This window comes from Streptomyces sp. NPDC045021 (assembly GCF_056432645.1).
This window is the reverse complement of record NZ_JBWKIQ010000006.1, coordinates 331,196-351,033: the sequence shown is the minus strand read 5'-3', so window position 1 is coordinate 351,033 and position 19,838 is coordinate 331,196. Positions and strand designations below refer to the sequence as shown.

Here is a 19,838-nt window from a genome sequence, read left to right as displayed (position 1 = left end):
ACCGGCTCTGAGGTCCAGCACACGACCTAACGGCCGCCGTCCACCACGGGCTCTGTTCCGGATATCCGGGACAGGGCCCGTCGGCATGTCAGGAGCAGCTTCTCGTCGGCGCACACGTCGAGCGTGCCGTAGTGGTCGCCCTCGTTGTTGTGCCGGCGGACGGCCGCCAGTTCGGCGCGCAGCAACGGGACGGCCCCGGCCGCGGCGGGACCCAGCTCCGCGAGACAGCCGGCGATGACCGTGCGGGTGTGCACGTTCTCCGCCCAGGCGGACCGCAGGACGGGCAGCACCGGTCGGGCGTCGCCGGCGACCCGCCACAGCGCGACCGCGGCGTCCACCCGCATCCACACCGCGGGGTCCGCGAGCAGCTCCCGCAGCCGCGGCGCCGCAGCGGCCGCCGCGGGGCCCAACTCGCCGAGCGCCTCGGCGGCGGAGCGCCGGGTGTGCGGGCTGTCGCTGTCGAGGTGCGCGAGCAGCACCGGCAGGACGGCGCTGTTCCGCTCGATCGCCCAGAGCGCGGACGCGGCCTCCAGCGCTATGCAGGAGCCGGGATCGGCGACCAGCGCGCGCAGATCGGGCAGCGCGTCGCGGGCCGCCGGGCCGAACCGGGCGAGCGCGCGGATCGCCGAGCAGAGCAGCCAGTCCCGGCGGGCCTTCGGCGCCCCGCGCAGGATCCGCAGCACCTCGGGGAACGCCTCGGTGGACGCAATCGCGGCCACCCCCCTGAGCAGCGGCTCCGCCTGGTCGTACGCCTCCTCGTCGTTCAACGTCACCTCGGCCAGCCGGCGGCGCAGCAGGGGCGCGAGCGGGAGCGCCGCCTCGCCCAGGTGCTCGATGGCATAGCCCAGGTCCTGCGGTATGTCCGGTCGGTCCAGGGCCGAGGCCAACGCGGGCAGGGCGCGCGGGTCACCGAGCCGGGCGAGGGTCTTGACCATGCCGCCGAGGCTCGGCCGCCCCTGCGACCACTCCTGGACCCAGCTCCCGGGATCCGCCGCGACCGCCTCGGCGAGAGCGTCGGCGGCCGGTGCGGCCAGCTCGTACAGGTTCTCCAGCACCGAGGCGGCGCCGTCGCGCAACCGGTCCTCGGGGTCGTCGAGCTGCTGCCCGAGCAGGCGGACCAGCTCCTCGTACGGCCCGCGCCAGCCGCGCACCAGGCCGCCGCTCATCCACACGGCGTCGATGCGCTGGCCCCAGTCCGGGCTGCGCAACTGGTCGATGACGAGCGCGATGCGGTCGTCGACCCGGTCGTCGAGCGCGGTGTGCAGCGTACGGAGCAGGTCGGCGGCCCAGGGCGCGGAGCGGCCGGCCTCGGCCCGCTCGCGCAGCTCCCGCAGATGGCCGACGAAGGTGGCGGGCACCGGCCGCTCGGCGGACGCCTCCTGCGGGGACCTGCCGCCGGACTCCTCGCCGCGCACCGCGCGGAGCAGGCCGACGGCGGTGGGCACGATGTCCGCCGGCAGCCGCTCGGGCGCGCAGCGGGCGAGTTGGGCGAGCGCGGCCAGCCGCAGCCCCGGGTCCGCGGAAGGTGACGGGCCGTCGGACGAACCGTTGGACGAGCCGTTGAACGAGCTGTCGGTGCGGCTTCCGGCGAGCCGGACGAGCCAGTCGGCGGCCTCGGCGGCGGGACCGCCCGGCCGCAGCGCGAGGGTGCCGACGGCCTCGACGAGGGCCAGCCGGGTCTCGGTGTCCCGCTCCACCGGCAGCCGGTTCCGCAGGACGTCGAGTATCCGCGCGGTCTCCCCGTGCAGCGCGCCGAGCGCCACCGGGACCGCGCGCCGTACATCGGGATCCGGATCCGCGACCAGCTCGGTGAAGACCTCCGCCTGGGCCCGCACGGCGGTGACGGCCATCGCGTAGTTGGCCCGCCAGGCGGCCGCCTCCGCGTCCTCGTCCCGCAGCCTCCGGCCTGGGGACTCCCCCTCGGCGTCCAGCAGGCCGAGGATGTCCTCGGCATCGAGGTCGTCCGCCGCACCCGCGGCTGCGCCCGACCCGGTACCGGGAGCGTTTCCGTGCTCATCCCCCAGCGCGCTCCACGCGCCCTCCACGGCCGGTCCGCCGGCCTCGATCACGATCTCGTCCAGGTACTCCTCCGCGACCTCGTCGCCACCTCCGATGCTGGTCAGCAACACGACGATCCGGCCCCGGTCCCGCACCGCCGGATCCGCCACCAGCTCGAAGAGAAAGGGAATGCAGGCGAGCGTCGAGTCGTACACATCGCCCTGGTGATGAACGGCCCCGTACATCGCGTCAAGGGCGGCCTCCCGCTCCCCCGCGTCCCCCGAGGCCAGCCCCCGCAAGAGCTCGGGGACCTCCTCCGCCGATCCGTAGGCATGCCCCATAGCCGCCCAGTCGATCTCGTACAGTCCTGCCAACATGGCGTACCTCCCCCGGTTTTGCTCTCCCAACCGAGTCTGCACCACGGCACCGACATTCGGCCGGGAGTTATCGGCCGTCCGGCAGGACCCGCCGGGCCGCCGCAGACAGCCACCAGCCACTTTCGGCCGGAGCGCCGGAACGCCAGGCGGGCGCGGCCGGATAGGGGGAATGCACCCGGCCGCGCCCTGGGCGCGGACCCACTCGGCACGGGGAGCACCGGGGTCCGCGGGGCCGATGACCAGTCGACCCACTACTTAAAGCGTCAACCAGCCGGAAAGTGTCACCAGCGCCCTCCGAGCCCGCAGGTCAGACGACCCGGCGACGTTGGAATACGGTTGCCGACGCCTGGAGCCCGCCCGGGCGGGACTCCGACGACACGACCTAGTCGCGCCGACTCTCGTCCTTGCTCTTGTGGCCGCCGCCCGTACCACCGGACTTGCCACCGTCACCGTTTCCGGAACCGCCAAATCCGGCCACGTACGCGGCGGCCAGCACCCGCGCGCAGTACCTCGGCACGTCCCGTTTGCTGCCCGCCGCCGCCGTGAGCCGGTCGGACGACGCGTCGTCCAGACGTCCGCCCGCCTTGATGTAGGCGCGGCACAACTCCACGTTCTGCCGGTCCCGGTCCCCGTGATCCGCCTGGGGCGAGGGCGGGCGGGAGAGCTGTGGTGTCGCCGGAGGGTTCGCGGGCGAGGACGGCCGGCCGGTCGGCGGAGTCGTACCGCGCCCGGGCTCGGTCGACGCGCCCTTTCCGGGTGGCGCGTCGGTCGTCCCGCCGGTGAGCGGCGAGGAACGGCCGTTCGGTCCCGCGGAACCGGAGCTGTCCGGCGGGACGGAGTCCGGGGCTCCGCTGTGCACGGGTGCGTTCCCGACGTTGTCGCCCTCGAACGGCACCGGCAGCAAGCCGGGACTCGTCGCGAGCGCGGCGGCGCACAGGGCCATGGTGGCCACCAGCGCGCCGACCGACACCTTCAGCGACTTCGGCGCTCCCGCCACCCTGCCGAGCCGTCCGGTCCTGATGGTCGGTGCCGTGCCCGGCAGCGCGCCCGGCCGGCCCAGCCGGACCACCGAAAGGAAATCGGTGTCCGCCGAACCGGCCGTCGAACCGTCTACCGATTTGTCCGCCGAACCGTTCCCGGAACCGTCCCGAGGACCCGCTCCGAAATCCCCCTGAAAGCCGTCCCGGGGCCCCGCCTTCGGACTCTTGTCGAAGCTCGTCCGAAAAGCGGCGGCCGCCGCCTCCTCGCGCGCCCGGTCGACGGCAGCCGGCACGGCGGCAGCCGCCAGCAGTCGGGCCAGCCGGGCCGCCACGGCGCCGCCGGACATGACGGACTCGCCGCGCAGGAGCCGCTCCGCGGCCTCCTCGTCGAGCCAGTCGTCGTCACGATGTCCGTCGCATCGCCGGTTTTCCGTCATCTCATATCCTCAAAGCGTCTTCGCCGCCGAAAACGTCACACCCGCGGCGCGGCTTTCGTCGTCCAGCAGCTCGGCGAGCCGCCGCAGCCCCCGGTGGGTGGCCATCCGCACCGAGCCCGGGCGCTTGCCCAGCACCTGTGCCGCGCTGCTGGAGTCCAGCCCCATGACGACCCTCAGCAGTACCGCCTCGGCCTGCTCGCGCGGCAGCTGCGCGATGGCCGCGAGCGCGCGGTCGGTGGCCACCGCGTCCAGCGCCTCGCCCGCGGTGTCCGTGTGCGCCGGCATGTGCAGCAGCGCGTCGACGCCGGCTCCGGTGACCGGCCGCCGGCTGCGGGCCCGCAGGTGGTCCAGCGCCCGGTTCCGGGCTATCCGGGCCGCCCAACCGCGCACCGCGTCGCCGTCGCCGCGGAACCCCGACAGGTCACGGGCGATCTGCAGCCATGCCTCCGACGCCACGTCCTCGGCGTCCGCCGGTCCGACCAGGGTCCGTACGTACTGCAGCAGTTGTGGCTGTACCGCTCGGTACAGCACCCGGAACGCAGCGTCGTCGCCCTCCTGCGCGGCACTGACCGCGGTCCCCAGATCCACCGCCCGCTCCACCCCCTCGAACACCCACACCATCCTGCCCCATTGCCGCGGTGACACTTCCGGCGCCCGCGGCGCTGTAATAGACGGCGGCCGGGGACGCTCCTGTGGGGGGAGGCGGCCCCCGGCCGTCTCAGCTCGTGCCCCCCACCGATGGAGCCCACCGATGCCCCTGGCCCGTCTCCCCGACGGCCTCCCGCCCGGCCGGTTCCTGCCCGGTGACTCCCCCGGGTTGTGGCTCTCCTACGAACCCGTCGTCGCTCCCGGCCGGCTCTGGGCCCGCTATCAGGAGCAACAGGACGAGACGGGCTGGTGCCCGGTCCTCATGGCCTGGCCCTGCGCGACAGGCCGCGGCCACCGCACCGAGGACATCGACGGAGTGAACGTAGAAGCCACGATGACTGATTCCTGGCGCTCGTACCAGGACTTGCGCTCGTTGCGGCCGCCGCATCCGGCGATCGACGAGATCTGGCCCGAGGACGGCGCCCTGCTGCTCGACGACCCCGGCCCGCCGTTCACCCGCTGGCCCGGCCTCGCCTGCGCCTCCCCCGCGCACCCGGGCCCCCCGCCGGACGCCGTCGCCCGCCAGACGGTGGGTCAGATGCTGCACTACTTCACCACCCGCTTCATCGCGCACATCGCTCTGGTCCCGACCCGCCGCAGTGCCGATGTCCCGGCCCTCCTCGGGTGGGAGGCGAACGCGGCCGCCCTGGAGTTCTCCGCGCTGCTGCGCACCTGGGAGGCGCGATTCGGCGCCCGCGTCATCGGCTTCGAGGGCTCCTCCGTCTTCCTCTCCGTCGCCTCCCCGCCGCTGACGTCCGAACACGCCGCCCGTGTCGCCCTCGAACACGTCCTCACCGGCGCCTCCAACCTCAATGACGGCACCTTCCCCTTCCCCGACTACGCCGAGGCGCTGCGCGGTGAACGGCTGTGGTCCTTCTGGTGGGACTGACCCCACCACTCCCCACCCCCTCAGCCCACCTTGTCCGCCAGCGCAGTGAAGGCCGCCCAGGAACGCGACGGTGACCTGGGGTCCCAGAGCTTCTGCGACACCGCGTTCAGCGGGAGTCGGATGCCCCGCGCCACCTCGTCCTGCGACTGCGCGTCCGCGAGGTCGCACCAGACGGCGAACCGGCCGCCGAGCACCCGGCCAGGAGTCGCCAGGGCGGCGGCGACCGGGCGGGTGCCGCGCAGTACGGCGGGGGTCCACTCGCGGTAGATGCGCTCGCCGGTCGGATAGCTGAAGTCGTTCGGCTCGCCGAGTACGTAATAGAGGTACTCGTCGTTGAGGTTGACGACCTTGCGGCCGGCGTTCAGGTACTCCTCCGGCTCGCGGGCGCCCAGCTCCCTGCCCGTCCAGTACTCGACCTCGCGGTCGGCGTCGGGCACGGCGCGCGGCGTGGAGATGAATCCGTCGTTCCACGCCTTGGTCCGCTTGCCGAACTTGCGCGCCACCGCCTCGCGGTCGTTGAGCCAGCGGGTCGCCGCCTCCGCGACGGTCCCGCCGGGCGGGACGAGCTGCGGGTACGAGCTCTCCGGGTCGCTGACGACCAGCGCCTGGTACTCGTCGCCACCCAGGTGCCAGTAGGGGCCGGGGAAGAGGGGCGCGAACTCGCGGGTCAGATCGTCGACCATGCGGGCGGCGGCGGGGTTCGAGATGTCGATCGCGCCGGGCAGCGCCCTGCCCGAGGCGTTGCGCAGTTGGAGGTCCGGGTGGGCCCTGATGACGGCGCCGAGGTGCCCGGGGCTGTCGATCTCCGGGATGACGGTGATGTGGCGCTGCGCGGCGAGGTTGATGATCGCGGTGACGTCGGCCTTGCTGAGGTGTTCCCGCGACACGATCTCCGGGTGGCGGGTGCTCTCGATGCGGAAGCCCTGGTCGTCACTGAAGTGCAGATGCAACTGGTTGAGTTTGAGGTCGCCCAGCTCCCGGACCCGGTCCTCGATCCAGTCGCGGGTGAAGTTCTTGCGCGCGATGTCGAGGGTCAGGCCGCGTTGCGGCCGGTCCGGGGCGTCCTTGACGACGCCTTCGGGCAGGCCGCCGTCGGCGCGCAGCGTCTGCAGGAGGGTGCGGGTGCCGTAGAACACCCCCGCGTCGGTGGGCGCAGCGATGGTGACCTGGCTGTTCCGGGCGGTGAGGACGTACGACTCGTCCGCGGCGACGGCGTACTTCGCGGTCGCGGCACGGGAACCGTCGAGCCGCAGGGTGATGTCTCCCGGTCCGGCCGGACCGTCCCCGTCGGCCTTGTCGTCGTCGAACCCGAAGGGGACCTGGAGCTGTCCGGCGAGCAGCCGCGCCTCGTCCTCGACGGCGCCGCCGCGGCCGGCGCGCACCCTGGTCCCCGGGCCGATGTGGAACACTCCGGCCCCGGCCGGCCGGAATTCCCTCACCTCGGGGATGACCGGCAGTGTCCGCGGGGCCGGTGCGTCGTTGGGTGTGCCGACGGCCGGTGCGAGTGCGGCGAGCGACAGCACCAACCCTGTCCAGAATTTCCCCATACCGGACGTTATGGCAGATCATCCCCGTACCGCCGTCCACTTCGTGACATATTTCGATCCCGTACGGGTGAAATCCACTCATCCGTCGGACGGAGTCGAACATGCCCCACTAACGTGTACCGCTTCCTCGCTTTTCCGACAGGAGTTCAGCGCTGTTCCCCGACACTCCGGCCCAGGGGCCCGCCCCGACCGCCGGGCTCTCCCGGCTCAACGAGGCCCCCTTCGGCACTGCGGAAGCCGCTCTGCGCGACTGCTGCGGAAGCCACCGCTGGGCCCGCCGGATGGCCCTGCACCGCCCTTACCCGGATCTTGACGCCCTACTCGCGGCGGCCGACGAGGCGGCGTACGACCTCACCCCCGGCGACCTCTCCGAGGCGCTGGCCTGCGAGGCGGCCACCCCGCTGCCGCACCGCGGCGGTCTCGCCACGCACACCGCGCTGAGCGCCGCGCAGGCCGCGTACGAGAACAAGTTCGGCAATGTCTTCGTCATCGCCCTCAAGGGCGACGACCCGGCCAGCCTCCTCAACCAGGTGCTGACCGGAATCCGCGCCCGGTTGGCGAACGACGAGGACGAGGAGCGCGTCGTCACAGCGGACGAGCTGCGGAGGATCACCCGGGCGCGGCTCGCCCGGCTGGTCTCGGAACGGTCGGCAGACCAGACCGTGGCGGAAGTGCACCGCTAGCGCCGCGGAACGGCACCTCCACAGGCGTCTGCGCCCGTACGCCCACCGGCCTTTGGCCCGCGCATCCGGTCGCCCGTTCATTCGTAGGTTCCCCCAGACGTTCACCCAGTCGTGCGGGATCAATCACACCTGGCCTACCCGGGCGTACGTAGCCGACAACGCGTCGCTACGATGGCCAGGGCCGGTGGACCGTACCCGGCCGGGCCCGTCCGACACCGAAGCCGGCTGGCCCCAAACCGCTCCCGGAGGGTTTTCCGTGCCGGCTGGAACGCTGTACCGCGGCCGGGAAGGCATGTGGTCATGGGTGGCTCATCGAGTCACCGGTGTCCTCATTTTCTTCTTCCTGTTCGTCCATGTCCTCGACACCGCACTCGTGCGGGTCTCCCCCGAGGACTACGACAAGGTCGTCGCGACCTATAAGACCTGGCCTGTCAGCCTGCTGGAGTACGGCCTCGTCGCGGCCATCCTCTTCCACGCTCTCAACGGGCTCCGCATCATCGCCGTCGACTTCTGGTCCAAGGGCCCGAAGTACCAGAAGCAGATGCTGTGGTCCGTCCTCGGCGTCTGGATCCTGCTGATGGTCATGGCCATCTACCCGGTTCTCGGGCACGCCGCACGCATTGTGTTCGGGAGCTGAGAATGACTACTGACTCCGTGGAGCTCAGCTCCTCCAGTGCCTCGTTCAGCCCGGAGAACCCGGCGCCGTTCATCGAGGCCCCGCGCGCCCGTACCAAGCGCACCCCGCGCGCCACCCGCACCAACTTCGAGCTGTACGGCTGGCTGTTCATGCGCCTGTCCGGTGTCGTGCTCGTCGTCCTGGTGCTGGGCCACCTGCTGATCCAGCTGGTCCTCGACGGCGGCGTGACCAAGGTCGGCTTCGCCTTCGTGGCCGGCCGCTGGGCCTCGCCGTTCTGGCAGGGCTGGGACCTGGTCATGCTGTGGCTGGCCATGCTGCACGGCGGCAACGGTCTGCGCACCGTCATCAACGACTACGCCGAGCAGGCGAACACCCGGTTCTGGCTGAAGACGCTGCTGTTCACCGCAACGGCGTTCACGATCGTGCTCGGCACGCTGGTGATCTTCACCTTCGACCCGAACATCCGCTAGGCCAGGGACGGACAGGGAAACAACCCCATGCAGATCCACAAGTACGACACCGTCATCGTCGGCGCCGGCGGCGCCGGCATGCGCGCGGCCATCGAGTCGACGAAGCGCAGCCGCACCGCCGTCCTGACGAAGCTCTACCCGACCCGCTCCCACACCGGCGCCGCCCAGGGCGGCATGGCCGCCGCCCTCGCGAACGTCGAGGAGGACAACTGGGAGTGGCACACCTTCGACACGGTCAAGGGTGGCGACTACCTGGTCGACCAGGACGCCGCCGAGATCCTGGCGAAGGAGGCCATCGACGCGGTCCTCGACCTCGAGAAGATGGGCCTGCCCTTCAACCGGACGCCCGAGGGCAAGATCGACCAGCGCCGGTTCGGCGGGCACACCCGCAGCCACGGCGAGGCCGCCGTGCGCCGCGCCTGCTACGCGTCGGACCGCACCGGCCACATGATCCTCCAGACGCTGTACCAGAACTGCGTCAAGGAGGGTGTGGAGTTCTTCAACGAGTTCTACGTCCTGGACCTGCTCCTCGCCGAGGTCGACGGGGTCCAGCGGACCGCCGGCGTCGTCGCCTACGAGCTGGCCACCGGCGAGATCCACATCTTCCAGGCGAAGGCCGTCATCTTCGCCTCCGGCGGCACCGGCAAGTTCTTCAAGGTGACCTCCAACGCGCACACCCTGACCGGTGACGGCCAGGCCGTCGCGTACCGGCGCGGGCTGCCGCTGGAGGACATGGAGTTCTTCCAGTTCCACCCGACGGGCATCTGGCGCATGGGCATCCTCCTCACCGAGGGTGCCCGCGGCGAGGGCGGCATCCTCCGCAACAAGGACGGTGAGCGCTTCATGGAGAAGTACGCGCCCGTCATGAAGGACCTCGCCTCCCGCGACGTCGTCTCGCGCTCCATCTACACCGAGATCCGTGAGGGCCGTGGCTGCGGTCCCGAGGGCGACCACGTCTACCTCGACCTCACGCACCTCCCGCCGGAGCAGCTGGACGCCAAGCTGCCCGACATCACCGAGTTCGCGCGGACGTACCTCGGGATCGAGCCCTACACGGACCCGATCCCGATCCAGCCGACCGCGCACTACGCCATGGGCGGCATCCCCACCAACGTCCAGGGCGAGGTGCTGAGCGACAACACCACCGTCGTCCCGGGCCTGTACGCCGCGGGCGAGGTCGCCTGCGTCTCGGTGCACGGCGCCAACCGCCTGGGCACCAACTCGCTGCTCGACATCAACGTCTTCGGGCGCAGGTCCGGCATCGCGGCCGCCGAGTACTCGGCGACCACGGACCACATCGAGCTGCCGGAGGACCCGGCCTCCCGGGTCATCGCCCAGGTCGAGGGCCTGCGCAACAACACCGGCACCGAGCGGGTCGCGGACATCCGCAAGGAGCTGCAGGAGTGCATGGACACCAACGTGATGGTGTTCCGCACCGAGCAGACGATCAAGACGGCCGTCGAGACGATCGGCGCCCTGCGCGAGCGCTACAAGAACGTGTCCGTGCAGGACAAGGGCAAGCGCTTCAACACCGACCTGCTGGAAGCCATCGAGCTGGGCAACCTGCTCGACCTGGCCGAGGTCATGGCCGTGTCCGCGCTGGCGCGCAAGGAGTCCCGCGGCGGTCACTACCGCGAGGACTACCCCAACCGCGACGACGTCAACTTCCAGCGGCACACCATGGCGTACCGCGAGACGGACTCCGCCGGCAACGAGTCGATCCGCCTCGACTACAAGCCGGTCGTGGTGACCCGCTACCAGCCGATGGAGCGTAAGTACTGATGAGCACCCCGACGCTCGACAAGTCCGCCGGACACAACTCAGAGGCCCTGGACGCCGCAGAGGCCGCCGCGGGTCACCTGATCACGATCACGATGCGGGTCCGCCGGTTCAACCCGGAGGTCTCCGACGCGGTCGAGTGGATCGACTACCAGTTCCCGATCGATCCCAAGGAGCGCGTCCTGGACGCCCTCCACAAGATCAAGTGGGAGCTCGACGGCACGCTGACCTTCCGGCGTTCCTGCGCCCACGGCATCTGCGGTTCGGACGCCATGCGCATCAACGGCCGCAACCGGCTGGCGTGCAAGACCCTGATCAAGGACCTCAACCCGGAGAAGCCGATCACGGTCGAGCCCATCAAGGGGCTGACGGTCCTGAAGGACCTGATCGTCGACATGGACCCGTTCTTCCAGGCCTACCGCGACGTCATGCCCTTCCTGATCACCAAGGGCAACGAGCCGACGCGCGAGCGCCTGCAGTCCGCCGAGGACCGTGAGCGCTTCGACGACACCACCAAGTGCATCCTGTGCGCCGCGTGCACGTCGTCCTGCCCGGTCTTCTGGAACGACGGCCAGTACTTCGGCCCGGCCGCCATCGTCAACGCGCACCGTTTCATCTTCGACTCGCGCGACGAGGGCGGTGAGCAGCGGCTGGAGATCCTGAACGACAAGGACGGCGTCTGGCGCTGCCGCACCACCTTCAACTGCACCGACGCATGCCCCCGCGGCATCGAGGTCACGAAGGCCATCCAGGAAGTCAAGCGCGCCCTCATCACGCGCCGCTTCTAGTCTTCCCGCAGGTGAGGGCCCCTCCGCGATGCGGTGGGGCCCTCAGCTATTCCCACTCCCAACGCAGCGCCTGGAAGCCGGGTTGCGGGTCCTCGACGGAGAACAGGGCCCGGCCCGAGGCGCTGATCCAGACCGGTTCGACCGCGGGCAGCGGGCCGCCCGCGGTGGTGCCGACGCAGCGGTGGCTGCGGAACGGCACGGCGTCCGGGTGGAACTGCACTTCCAGCGTGTAGAGCCGGATGGGCACCGGGAAGCCCCGACCGCACTCGGTGGTGCGGGCGCCCGCGCTCGGCATGCGGTAGGTGTACTCGACGACCTCGGTCTCGCCCTTGGCGAGCACCCGGTCCAACAGCAACTCGGCGACGACCAGCGGTACGGAGCTGTCGATACGGACCCGGCCGGGGCGGGCGTTGCGCACCCCGGTGAGTACCGGCAGCTCGCGCTTCGGGTCGTCTCCGCGCGTGATGATCATGCAGCGGTCCACCCGCTCGCGTTCGGCCCGAAGGACCAGGGTCGTCGTCCAGGTCTTCTCGCAGCCGTTCGCGTCGATCTCGTACCGGTCGTGCACCGCCAGCCGGGCGAGCCCGTCGTCGGTGGAGCCCATCTCGCCGAGCAGTCCCGGCAGGCTGTCGTACTCCTGCCAGAGCCGGGCGGCGTCGAGGTTGGCGGGCGGGCGGTTGACCCAGCGGCCGCGCGGGCGCTGCGGGCCGAGCAGGGAGACCAGGGAGTCGGAGGGAAGGGCGAGCAGCTCTTCCAGCAGGCGTACGGCCTGCCGGGACTGGGGACGTTCGGGCCGGCTGCGGCCACGGCGCCAGTAACTGAGCGTGGTGACGCTCACCTGGACGCCCCGGGTGTCGAGCCGGTGCCGGATACGTTCCATGCTGAGTCCGCTGGCCCGGACGGCGGCGTCGAGGGCGGCTTCGAAGGGGCCGTTGCGCAGCGCATCGGCGATTTCTGGTGGCAGCGGTCTGTAGGTCACAGGGGAGGGTCGTCCGTCCTGCGTGCCGGGTGTGGGGAGGCCACATGCTAGCGACCAGCCGGGAAACGGCCGGTGACGTGCATCACGCTGTGAACAGTCTTACCCAAAGATTTAGCGTTCACAGACGTCTCACAGCTTGTGGGCGACGGTTTAACGAGTTGTTGCAACTCCTGCAATTAAACAGAGTTGGCACTCCGTTGCCCTGGCTCACGGGCCACCGCCATGCTCCCTGGCCATGAAACGATCTGTACTCGCCAGCACCCTCACCCTCGCGGTCAGCGGGCTCCTGATAGCCGGGGCGGGCACCCCCGCCAGCGCCGCGAAGAACCCCCGGCCCATCCCGCCGAAGGCGAGCGAAGCTCAGGCACTGCGCGACGCGAACTCCGCCGTGGCCGCCCACCCGCAGCTGGTGCGGGCCGGCGCACACGACGCGTTCACGTCACGCGACGTGACCGTCGACGCCGACGGCTCCCGCCACGTACACCTCGACCGTACCTACCAGGGCCTGCCGGTCCTGGGCGGCGACGTCGTCGTCCACTCGGCTCCGGACGGAACCGCGCGCGACGCCTCGCTGACGCTGGCGGCGCCGCTGAACCTGTCGGTCACGCCGAAGATCACCGCCAAGCAGGCCATCGCCACGGCGGCCAAGAAGTTCAAGGGCGTCAAGCACGGCAGCACGGCCACGCTGGTCGTCGACGCCACCACGGCCACACCGACGCTGGTCTGGCAGGTGGTCACCAACGGCACCGCCCCCGACCAGTCGCCGAGCCACCTGCACGTCCTGGTGAACGCGCAGACCGGCGCTGCCGGCCAGTCGTGGAACAGCTTCATCAGCACGGTCGCCGCGGGCCAGACCCAGGCGACCGCCCCGGTCACCTCCGTCGCGGGCGCCGCGGCCTCCGGTACCGGTCACGGCTACCAGGTCGGCGACGTCACGCTGGGCACCACCAGCGTCAGCGGCGGCTACCAGTTGCTGGACCCGACCCGCGGTAACGGGGAGACGCGGGACGCCCAGAACAAGACGACCACCAACGACTCGCCGCCGGCCGGCTGGGGCGCCGCGTTCACCGACTCCGACAACGTCTGGGGCGACGGCACCCTCACCAACCGCGCCACCGTCGCCGTCGACGCCCACTACGGCATCCAGGCCACGTGGGACTACTACAAGAACGTCCACGGCCGCAACGGCATCAAGAACGACGGTGTCGGCGCCCGCTCCTTCGTCCACTACGGCGTCAACTACGCCAACGCGGGCTGGGACGACGACAGCTTCTCGATGATCTACGGCGACGGCGCGACCGGCCAGAAGCCGTTCACCGAGCTGGACGTGGCCGGCCACGAGATGAGCCACGGCGTCACCGCCGCGACCGCCGGCCTGAACTACTTCGGCGACGCGGGCGGCCTCAACGAGGCCACCAGCGACATCTTCGGCACCCTGGTCGAGTTCAACGCCAACAACCCGGCGGACACGCCCGACTACCTCATCGGCGAGAAGATCAGCTCCACGCCGCTGCGGTACATGGACGACCCGAAGAAGGACGGCGTCTCGCAGTCCTGCTGGACCACCAACACCAAGAACCTCGACCCGCACTACTCGTCGGGCGTCGGCAACCACTGGTTCTACCTGCTGGCGGTCGGCTCCGGCTCCTCCTCCTACGGCAACAGCCCGACGTGCAACGGCGCTCCGGCCGTCACCGGCATCGGCAACGCCGACACCGGCAAGATCTGGTACCGCGCCCTCTCCACGTACATGACGGCCGCCACGGACTACCCGGGCGCCCGCACCGCGAGCATCAAGGCCGCCAAGGACCTGTTCGGCGGCAGCAGCGCCCAGTGCGCCGCGGTCGAGAAGGCCTGGACCGCAGCCGCTGTCGCCGCGACCTCCACGACCTGCGGCGGCACCGGCACCACCCCGCCGCCGGACGGCACCAACCTGCTGGCCAACCCCGGCTTCGAGTCGGGTGCCACCACCTGGGCCCAGACCAGCGGTGTCATCACCAATGAGACCGGCGCCACCGCCCACGCCGGTTCGTACTACGCCTGGCTCAACGGCTACGGCACCACCCACACCGACACGCTGTCCCAGTCGGTGACCATCCCGGCCACCGCCGCGGCCCCGAAGCTCAGCTTCTGGCTCGCCATCAACACCAAGGAGACCGGCTCCACGGTCTACGACACCCTCAAGGCCCAGGTCGTCTCCGGCACCACGACGACCACCCTGGCGACGTACTCCAACGTCACCCCGAGCGGCTACGTCCAGCGCACCCTCGACCTGTCCGCCTTCAAGGGCAAGACGGTCACCATCAAGTTCCTGGGCGCCGAGGACTCCTCCGCGGCCACCAGCTTCCTGGTGGACGACACCGCGGTCACCAACGGCTGACCCAACTGCCCCCCACGGGGTGGCGGCCCGGACGGAACGGCAAAGGCCTTCCGCCCGGGCCGCCGCCGTTTCCGCATCCTGCGGTCGGTTGCGTGGTGGGGGGACGGGCGGCCGGGGGTTACGTCAGCGGCGCTTCACTCCGCCCGCTCGGCGAAGACCGCGCGGGCGGCGGTGATGCCGTTGAGGGCGGCGGGGAAGCCCGCGTAGCCGGCCATCTGCATGATGATCTCGACGGCCTCGTCCTCGGTGCCGCCGACGTTGAGGAACCCGTGGAGGTGGACGCGGAGCTGCGGAGCGGCGGTGCCCAGGGCGGTGCACATGGCGACGCTGGCGAGCTCGCGGGACTTGAGGTCGAGCCCCGAACGGGAGTAGACGTCGCCGAAGCTGTACTCGATCAGGTAGCGGGCCAGGTCCGGGGCGATGTCCTGGAGCGAGGCCACGACGGCCTCGCCCGCGTGGCCGTCGATACGGGCCAGCGCTTCGAGGCCGCGCTCGTAGCGGGTGTCACCCGGTTCGCTCGGGGTGGCCGGTGCGACGGGGCCGGTTCCCGCGTCCGCTTCGCCGGACTCCTTGCGGGCGGCGAAGGCCTCGCGGGCGATGGTGAGCGCGTTGAGGGCCGCCGGGAAGCCCGCGTAGACGCTGACGTGGATGAAGGTCTCCACGATCTCCCGCCGGCTGACGCCGACGTTGAGCGCGCCGTCGATGTGGAAGCGCAGCTGCGGGGCCGCGTTGCCCATCGCGGCGAGCGCGGAGACGGTGGCCAGCTGGCGCTGCGGGAGGGTCAGCCCGGGGCGGGAGATGATGTCGCCGTAGCCGAACTCGACGGTGAATCGGCCCAGGTCGGGGGCGATGTCGGCGAGGCTGTCGAGCACGGCGGGACGCTCGGTGCCGGCGATCTGCTGCAGCACGGCGAGGCCGCGGGCGAAGCGCTCTGAGGGGACGTCGGCAGCGGTGTTCTGATCTGTGGTGGCCATGGCACCGAACGTACGGGTTCGAGTGGGCTCTAACGCAAGCCCTGAACATCCTCCGCCGCCAACAGGATCCGGCGCAGCAGATCGGAGAGCATGCGGCGCTCGTCGGCGCTGAGCGCGCCGAGCAGCCGGTACTCCTCGTTGCCGAGTACGTCCATCGAACCGAGCCAGGTGGCCCGGCCCTCCTCGGTCAGTTCGATGTCGACGCGCCGGCGGTCGGTGGCGGAGGCGGTGCGGCGGACGAAACCGCGGTGGGCGAGCGTGTCGAGCCGACCGGTGATGGAGGCGGGCGCCATGTCCAGGTCGTTGGCGAGCTCGGACGGGCTGGCCTTGCCGCCGCGGCCCGCGAGCGCGTGCAAGGTCTCGAACTCGTGCCGCTGGAGGTCGTAGTCGGCGAGCGACTGGTCCCGGAACCGGCGCAGATGGTGGGCGATCATCTTCATCCGGGTGACCGCGCCCTCGATGTCGGGGTCGAGGTCGGGGAGGACGGGCAGCCAGCGCTCGACGTGCTCGTCGGTCCGGTCCCGGTCGCCACCGCTGTCAGGGCTCATACCGCCAACTCTACGCCAGTTCCATCGGCGCCGAATTATTCGTTGACGAAAGGTTCGGCAACGAAATATCTTCTCGGGGTGACACACGTGACGCACCCCCTCCGGCTGCACGCCTTCCGGCTGCTCTTCATCGGCCGCACCCTGTCCGCCCTCGGCGACGCCGTCGTCCCCGCCGCGCTGGCCATCGCCATCACCCGGGCCACCGACGGCTCGGCCACCGCGCTCGCCGTCGTCCTCGGCTGCTCGATGGTCCCGAAGCTGCTCCTGCTCCCCCTCGGCGGCGTACTCGGCGACCGTTTCGACGTCCGCAAGGTCGCCCTCACCACTGACCTCGTTCGCTGCGCCGCCCAGCTCTTCGTCGGCCTCGAACTCATCGGCAGCGACCCGCAGCTCCTCCACATAGCCGCCGCCGAGGTGGTCGGCGGCATCGCCTCGGCGTTCGCCATGCCGACCGCCTCGCCCCTCGTCGCGGGCACCACCGAAGGACCGGGCCGCCAGAGGGCCAACTCGCTGATGGCCGCGGCGCGCAACGCCGCCTTCCTCGGCGGGCCCGGCGTCGCCGGGCTGCTGGTCTTCACCGCGGGACCCGGCTGGGCCTTCGTCCTGGACGCGGCGACCTTCGCGGCCAGTGCGGCGCTGCTGGCCGCGATCCGCGTCCGCCGCACGCCGATCCCCCGCCGCTCGATGCGCGCCGACCTCGTCGAGGGCTGGTCCGAGGTGCGGTCCCGGGACTGGTACTGGACGAGCCTGATCGCGCACGCCACCTGGAACGGCACCGCCGCCGTCCTCGCCACCCTCGGACCGATCGTCGCCCGCGAGCGCCTCGGCGGGGACGACGTCTGGATCTACATGCTCCAGGCCGGCACCGTGGGCCTGGTCCTCGGCTCCCTGCTGGCAGGCCGCGCCAACCTCACCCGCCCCGTCCTGGTGGCCAACCTCGGCCTCGCGACGTACGCGTTGCCGCTGGCCATGCTCGCCGTTGCCGCTCCGGCCCCGCTGCTCATCGCCTCGTACGGCATCGCCCTCGGCGCGCTCGGCTTCCTCAACCCGGTCTGGGAGACCACCGTCCAGGAGGCCGTCCCGGCCGGTGTGCTGGCCCGCGTCACGTCCTACGACTGGCTGCTCTCGCTGGCCGCGATGCCGGTCGGCTACGCGGCCGCGCCGCTCGCCGCCGACGCCTGGGGGACGGCGACCCCGCTGGCGGTCTCTGCCTGCCTGGTCGCGGCCGCCTGCCTGGGGACGGCGCTGGTGCCGGGGGTCCGCCGAGTCGGCCGGGCGGCGGCCGCCACCGCCACCGCTCAGCCGGTGCCCTCGACCGCCGGACAGGCCTGAGCGAGCGGAACGGCCTGAACCCGGCGGGACGACGGGACGACGGGACGGCGGGACGACGGGCTACCGCGCGCCCGCGTCGTCCTCCACAACGAGTTCGGCCGCACGGGCCGACGGAAGGGTGACGCGGACCGTGAGACCGGTGCCCGGGGCCGTGTCGAGGCGGACGGAGCCGTGGTGGGCGTCCACGGCGGCCTGCACGATCGACATGCCGAGGCCGGCGCCGCCGGTGTCCCGGGCGCGGTCGGGGTCGGCGCGGAAGAAACGGTCGAAGGCGCGGGCGGCGTCCTGCGGGGAGAGGCCGGGTCCCGAGTCGGTGATCCGCAGCAGGACGTCCTCGTCCCGGCGGACCACCTCCACGGTGACCGGAGAGTCCGCAGGGGTGTGGACGCGGACGTTGCTGAGCAGATTGCCGAGGATCTGCCGCAATTGCGCCTCGTCCCCGAGCACTTCCACACAGCCCGGCAGGACGAGGGCGATCGGCCGCTGCGGCTGCTGCATGGCGAGGTCCGCGATACCGTCCCTGACCAGCTGCGAGAGGTCGACGGGCCGCGGCGTGAGCGCGGGCCGGTCCTCCAGCCGGGCGAGAGCGAGGAGTTCGTCGACGAGGCGGCTCATCCGCAGCGCCTCGGCGGAGACCCGGTGCAGGGCGCGGTCCTTCTCGTCGGGGTCGAGCATGCCCTTCTCGTAGAGCTGCAGATAGCCGCGTACGGAGGCCAGCGGCGTGCGCAGTTCGTGGGAGGCGTCGGCGAGGAACTGGCGGAGCTGGGCGGTGGCGCGCTCGCTGCTGGTGAGCGCCGTCTCGATCTGCTGGAGCATGGCGTTGAGGGCGGCGCTGAGCTGCTCGACCTCGGTGCTGCCGTGCGAGGCGATGGCGATCCGCCGGGAGAGGTCGCCCTCGGAGATGGCGGACGCCGTCTCGACCATGTCCTCCAGCGGTTGCAGCCGCCGGCGGGCGGCGGTCAGCGATCCCATGGCGAGCAGCCCCAGCAGCACGACGCTGTCGATGACCTCGACGATGAGGAGATGGCCGACCGCGCGCCGCACCCCGTTGAGCCGCATCCCCTTGACGACCATGGTGCCGTCGCCGAGACGGGAGACCACCACCCGGTAGTAGCTGCCGTCGCTGTGCACGGTCGCGGCGTCACCGGAGGCCGCGAGGGCCTTCGGGTCCGGCAGGGCCGCCGCGAGACTGCGGCGCTCCTCGCCGAAGTTGGCCACGTTGCCCTCGCACACCGTGGAGATCCGGCCCTGGGCGTCGAGCACCAGGAAGAGGTCCTGGTCGAAGGCCTGGGCGACGACCTTGTTGCCGTCGTTGGACTGCAGCATGCCGGCCATGGTGCACAGCTGTTGCAGGCCGCCGCTGGTGAACGGCGTGGAGGACAACGCCTTCTGGGAGGTCTTCAGCGAGTCGTCTATCTCGCCTATCAGCATGGTGTACATGCCGATGAGGCTGGCGGCGCCCGCCATCACCAGGCCGATGGCCAGGAAGGTGACGTTGGCGATCGTGAAGCGCCCGCGCAGCGAGCGGGGGCGCGGCCAGAAGCAGCGCTTGCCGTCCGGGCGGCTTCCGAAGCCGAGCTGCCTTCCTGGCCCGGTCTCGTGCCGTCCGGCCTCGCGCCGCGCTGCCGGACTCCGCCCGGACCCGGACATTCCGAACCCGAACATGCCGAATCCGAGCTTCATGCCGGCGCCCGCAGTCCGTAGCCGATGCCGCGCCGGGTCTCGATCAGCGGCGGGCCGAGCCGGTCGAGCTTGCGCCGCAGGTAGCTGATGTACGTCTCGACGACGGTCGACTCGACGACGGTGTCGTACTGCCAGACGTGCTGCAGCAGTTGCTCCTTGGTGACGATCCGCCCGGCGTTGCGCAGCAGGTGCCGCAGCAGGTTGTACTCGGTGGGGGTCAGATCGACCGGCTCGCCGGCGCGGCGGACGGTGTACGTCGTCTCGTCCATCTCCAGGTCGCCGTGGCGCAGCACCGGGTCGACGGGCTCCGGTTCGCGCCGGGTCCTGCGCAGCACCGCGTGCACCCGGGCGACGACCTCGTCCACGCCGAACGGCTTGGTGATGTAGTCGTCGCCGCCGAGGGCGAGGCCGCCGACGACATCGCGCGGCGCGTCCCGGGCGGTCACAAAGATCACCGCGAGGTCGTCGCGTTCGGCGCGCAGCGTGCGGCAGACCTCCCAGCCGTTGCCGTCCGGCAGCATCACATCGAGCAGCACCAGGTCGGGCCGGTGCTCGCGGGCGGTGATGACGGCCTGCCGGCCGGTGGCCGCGGTGTGCACCGTAAATCCATGGTATTTCAGGGTAATTCGGAGAATGTCCGCGATGCCCGGCTCATCCTCGACAATCAACACGGTGGCCGGGCTCTCGGGTTTCTCCATGACTCGATTAT

The 19,838-nt window shown here is 71.3% G+C and carries 17 protein-coding genes; 8 read left to right on the top strand and 9 right to left on the bottom strand.

Translation table 11 applies throughout. The annotated features are described in order from the left end of the window. Positions 1-26 precede the first annotated feature (26 nt). From AC07DC_RS20810 to AC07DC_RS20800, 3 genes are all read right to left on the bottom strand, one after another. Positions 27-2,375: a HEAT repeat domain-containing protein gene (locus AC07DC_RS20810; RefSeq protein WP_478915860.1), complete on the bottom strand. Its 2,349-nt coding sequence runs from the start codon at positions 2,373-2,375 to the stop codon at positions 27-29. Positions 2,376-2,757: 382 nt separating this feature from the next. Continuing rightward, positions 2,758-3,792: a hypothetical protein gene (locus tag AC07DC_RS20805; RefSeq protein WP_478915859.1), complete on the bottom strand. Its 1,035-nt coding sequence runs from the start codon at positions 3,790-3,792 to the stop codon at positions 2,758-2,760. A gap of 9 nt (positions 3,793-3,801) precedes the next feature. After that, the gene (locus AC07DC_RS20800) at positions 3,802-4,404 is read right to left on the bottom strand and encodes an RNA polymerase sigma factor (protein WP_478915858.1); all 603 of its coding nucleotides are present in this window, start codon (positions 4,402-4,404) and stop codon (positions 3,802-3,804) included. Positions 4,405-4,543: 139 nt separating this feature from the next. Between AC07DC_RS20800 and AC07DC_RS20795 the strand changes: the two genes are divergently transcribed. After that, positions 4,544-5,329: a DUF4253 domain-containing protein gene (locus AC07DC_RS20795; RefSeq protein ID WP_478915857.1), complete on the top strand. Its 786-nt coding sequence runs from the start codon at positions 4,544-4,546 to the stop codon at positions 5,327-5,329. 20 nt (positions 5,330-5,349) lie between these two features. On the opposite strand, the gene AC07DC_RS20790 is transcribed toward AC07DC_RS20795, so the two are convergent. Continuing rightward, positions 5,350-6,876 carry a beta-N-acetylhexosaminidase gene (locus AC07DC_RS20790; protein WP_478915856.1) on the bottom strand — a complete coding sequence of 509 codons (1,527 nt, stop codon included), beginning with the start codon at positions 6,874-6,876 and terminating at the stop codon, positions 5,350-5,352. Between the two features lie 152 nt (positions 6,877-7,028). Between AC07DC_RS20790 and AC07DC_RS20785 the strand changes: the two genes are divergently transcribed. The 5 genes from AC07DC_RS20785 to AC07DC_RS20765 all read left to right on the top strand — a co-directional run bounded on the left by AC07DC_RS20785 (position 7,029) and on the right by AC07DC_RS20765 (position 11,233). Beyond that, on the top strand, positions 7,029-7,559 hold the full coding sequence (locus AC07DC_RS20785) for a 2-oxo-4-hydroxy-4-carboxy-5-ureidoimidazoline decarboxylase (RefSeq protein WP_478915987.1): 531 nt from the start codon (positions 7,029-7,031) through the stop codon (positions 7,557-7,559). Positions 7,560-7,815: 256 nt separating this feature from the next. Continuing rightward, positions 7,816-8,196, top strand: coding sequence for a succinate dehydrogenase, cytochrome b556 subunit (gene sdhC / locus AC07DC_RS20780; RefSeq protein WP_478915855.1), 381 nt, complete (start codon positions 7,816-7,818; stop codon positions 8,194-8,196). Between the two features lie 2 nt (positions 8,197-8,198). Continuing rightward, positions 8,199-8,666, top strand: a complete 468-nt coding sequence (locus AC07DC_RS20775; RefSeq protein WP_478915854.1) for a succinate dehydrogenase hydrophobic membrane anchor subunit — start codon at positions 8,199-8,201, stop codon at positions 8,664-8,666. Positions 8,667-8,693: 27 nt separating this feature from the next. Continuing rightward, complete coding sequence (sdhA, locus tag AC07DC_RS20770; RefSeq protein WP_478915853.1) at positions 8,694-10,448, top strand: succinate dehydrogenase flavoprotein subunit; 1,755 nt, start codon at positions 8,694-8,696, stop codon at positions 10,446-10,448. Beyond that, positions 10,448-11,233, top strand: a complete 786-nt coding sequence (locus AC07DC_RS20765; RefSeq protein ID WP_478915852.1) for a succinate dehydrogenase iron-sulfur subunit — start codon at positions 10,448-10,450, stop codon at positions 11,231-11,233. The genes sdhA and AC07DC_RS20765 overlap by 1 nt, the downstream gene beginning before the upstream one ends. Positions 11,234-11,279: 46 nt before the next feature. Here AC07DC_RS20765 and AC07DC_RS20760 read toward each other — a convergent pair whose 3' ends face one another. After that, positions 11,280-12,212, bottom strand: a complete 933-nt coding sequence (locus AC07DC_RS20760; protein ID WP_478915851.1) for a hypothetical protein — start codon at positions 12,210-12,212, stop codon at positions 11,280-11,282. 235 nt (positions 12,213-12,447) lie between these two features. Here AC07DC_RS20760 and AC07DC_RS20755 point away from each other — a divergent pair, with 235 nt between their 5' ends. Next, positions 12,448-14,592, top strand: coding sequence for a M4 family metallopeptidase (locus AC07DC_RS20755; RefSeq protein ID WP_478915850.1), 2,145 nt, complete (start codon positions 12,448-12,450; stop codon positions 14,590-14,592). 134 nt (positions 14,593-14,726) lie between these two features. Here the strand turns inward: AC07DC_RS20755 and AC07DC_RS20750 are convergent, their stop codons facing one another. After that, on the bottom strand, positions 14,727-15,566 hold the full coding sequence (locus AC07DC_RS20750) for a carboxymuconolactone decarboxylase family protein (RefSeq protein ID WP_478915849.1): 840 nt from the start codon (positions 15,564-15,566) through the stop codon (positions 14,727-14,729). A gap of 29 nt (positions 15,567-15,595) precedes the next feature. Beyond that, positions 15,596-16,114, bottom strand: coding sequence for a MarR family winged helix-turn-helix transcriptional regulator (locus tag AC07DC_RS20745; protein ID WP_478915848.1), 519 nt, complete (start codon positions 16,112-16,114; stop codon positions 15,596-15,598). An 87-nt stretch (positions 16,115-16,201) separates the two neighbouring features. On the opposite strand from AC07DC_RS20745, the gene AC07DC_RS20740 reads away from it, so the two are divergent. Continuing rightward, complete coding sequence (locus tag AC07DC_RS20740) at positions 16,202-17,446, top strand: MFS transporter (RefSeq protein WP_478915847.1); 1,245 nt, start codon at positions 16,202-16,204, stop codon at positions 17,444-17,446. Positions 17,447-17,506: 60 nt separating this feature from the next. On the opposite strand, the gene AC07DC_RS20735 is transcribed toward AC07DC_RS20740, so the two are convergent. Together AC07DC_RS20735 and AC07DC_RS20730 are read right to left on the bottom strand one after the other, a co-directional pair. Continuing rightward, positions 17,507-19,129 (bottom strand): sensor histidine kinase, encoded by a 1,623-nt coding sequence (locus tag AC07DC_RS20735; RefSeq protein WP_478915846.1) that lies wholly within the window; start codon positions 19,127-19,129, stop codon positions 17,507-17,509. Beyond that, positions 19,126-19,827, bottom strand: coding sequence for a response regulator transcription factor (locus tag AC07DC_RS20730; protein WP_478915845.1), 702 nt, complete (start codon positions 19,825-19,827; stop codon positions 19,126-19,128). Before AC07DC_RS20730 ends, AC07DC_RS20735 begins: the two co-directional genes overlap by 4 nt. Positions 19,828-19,838 lie beyond the last annotated feature (11 nt).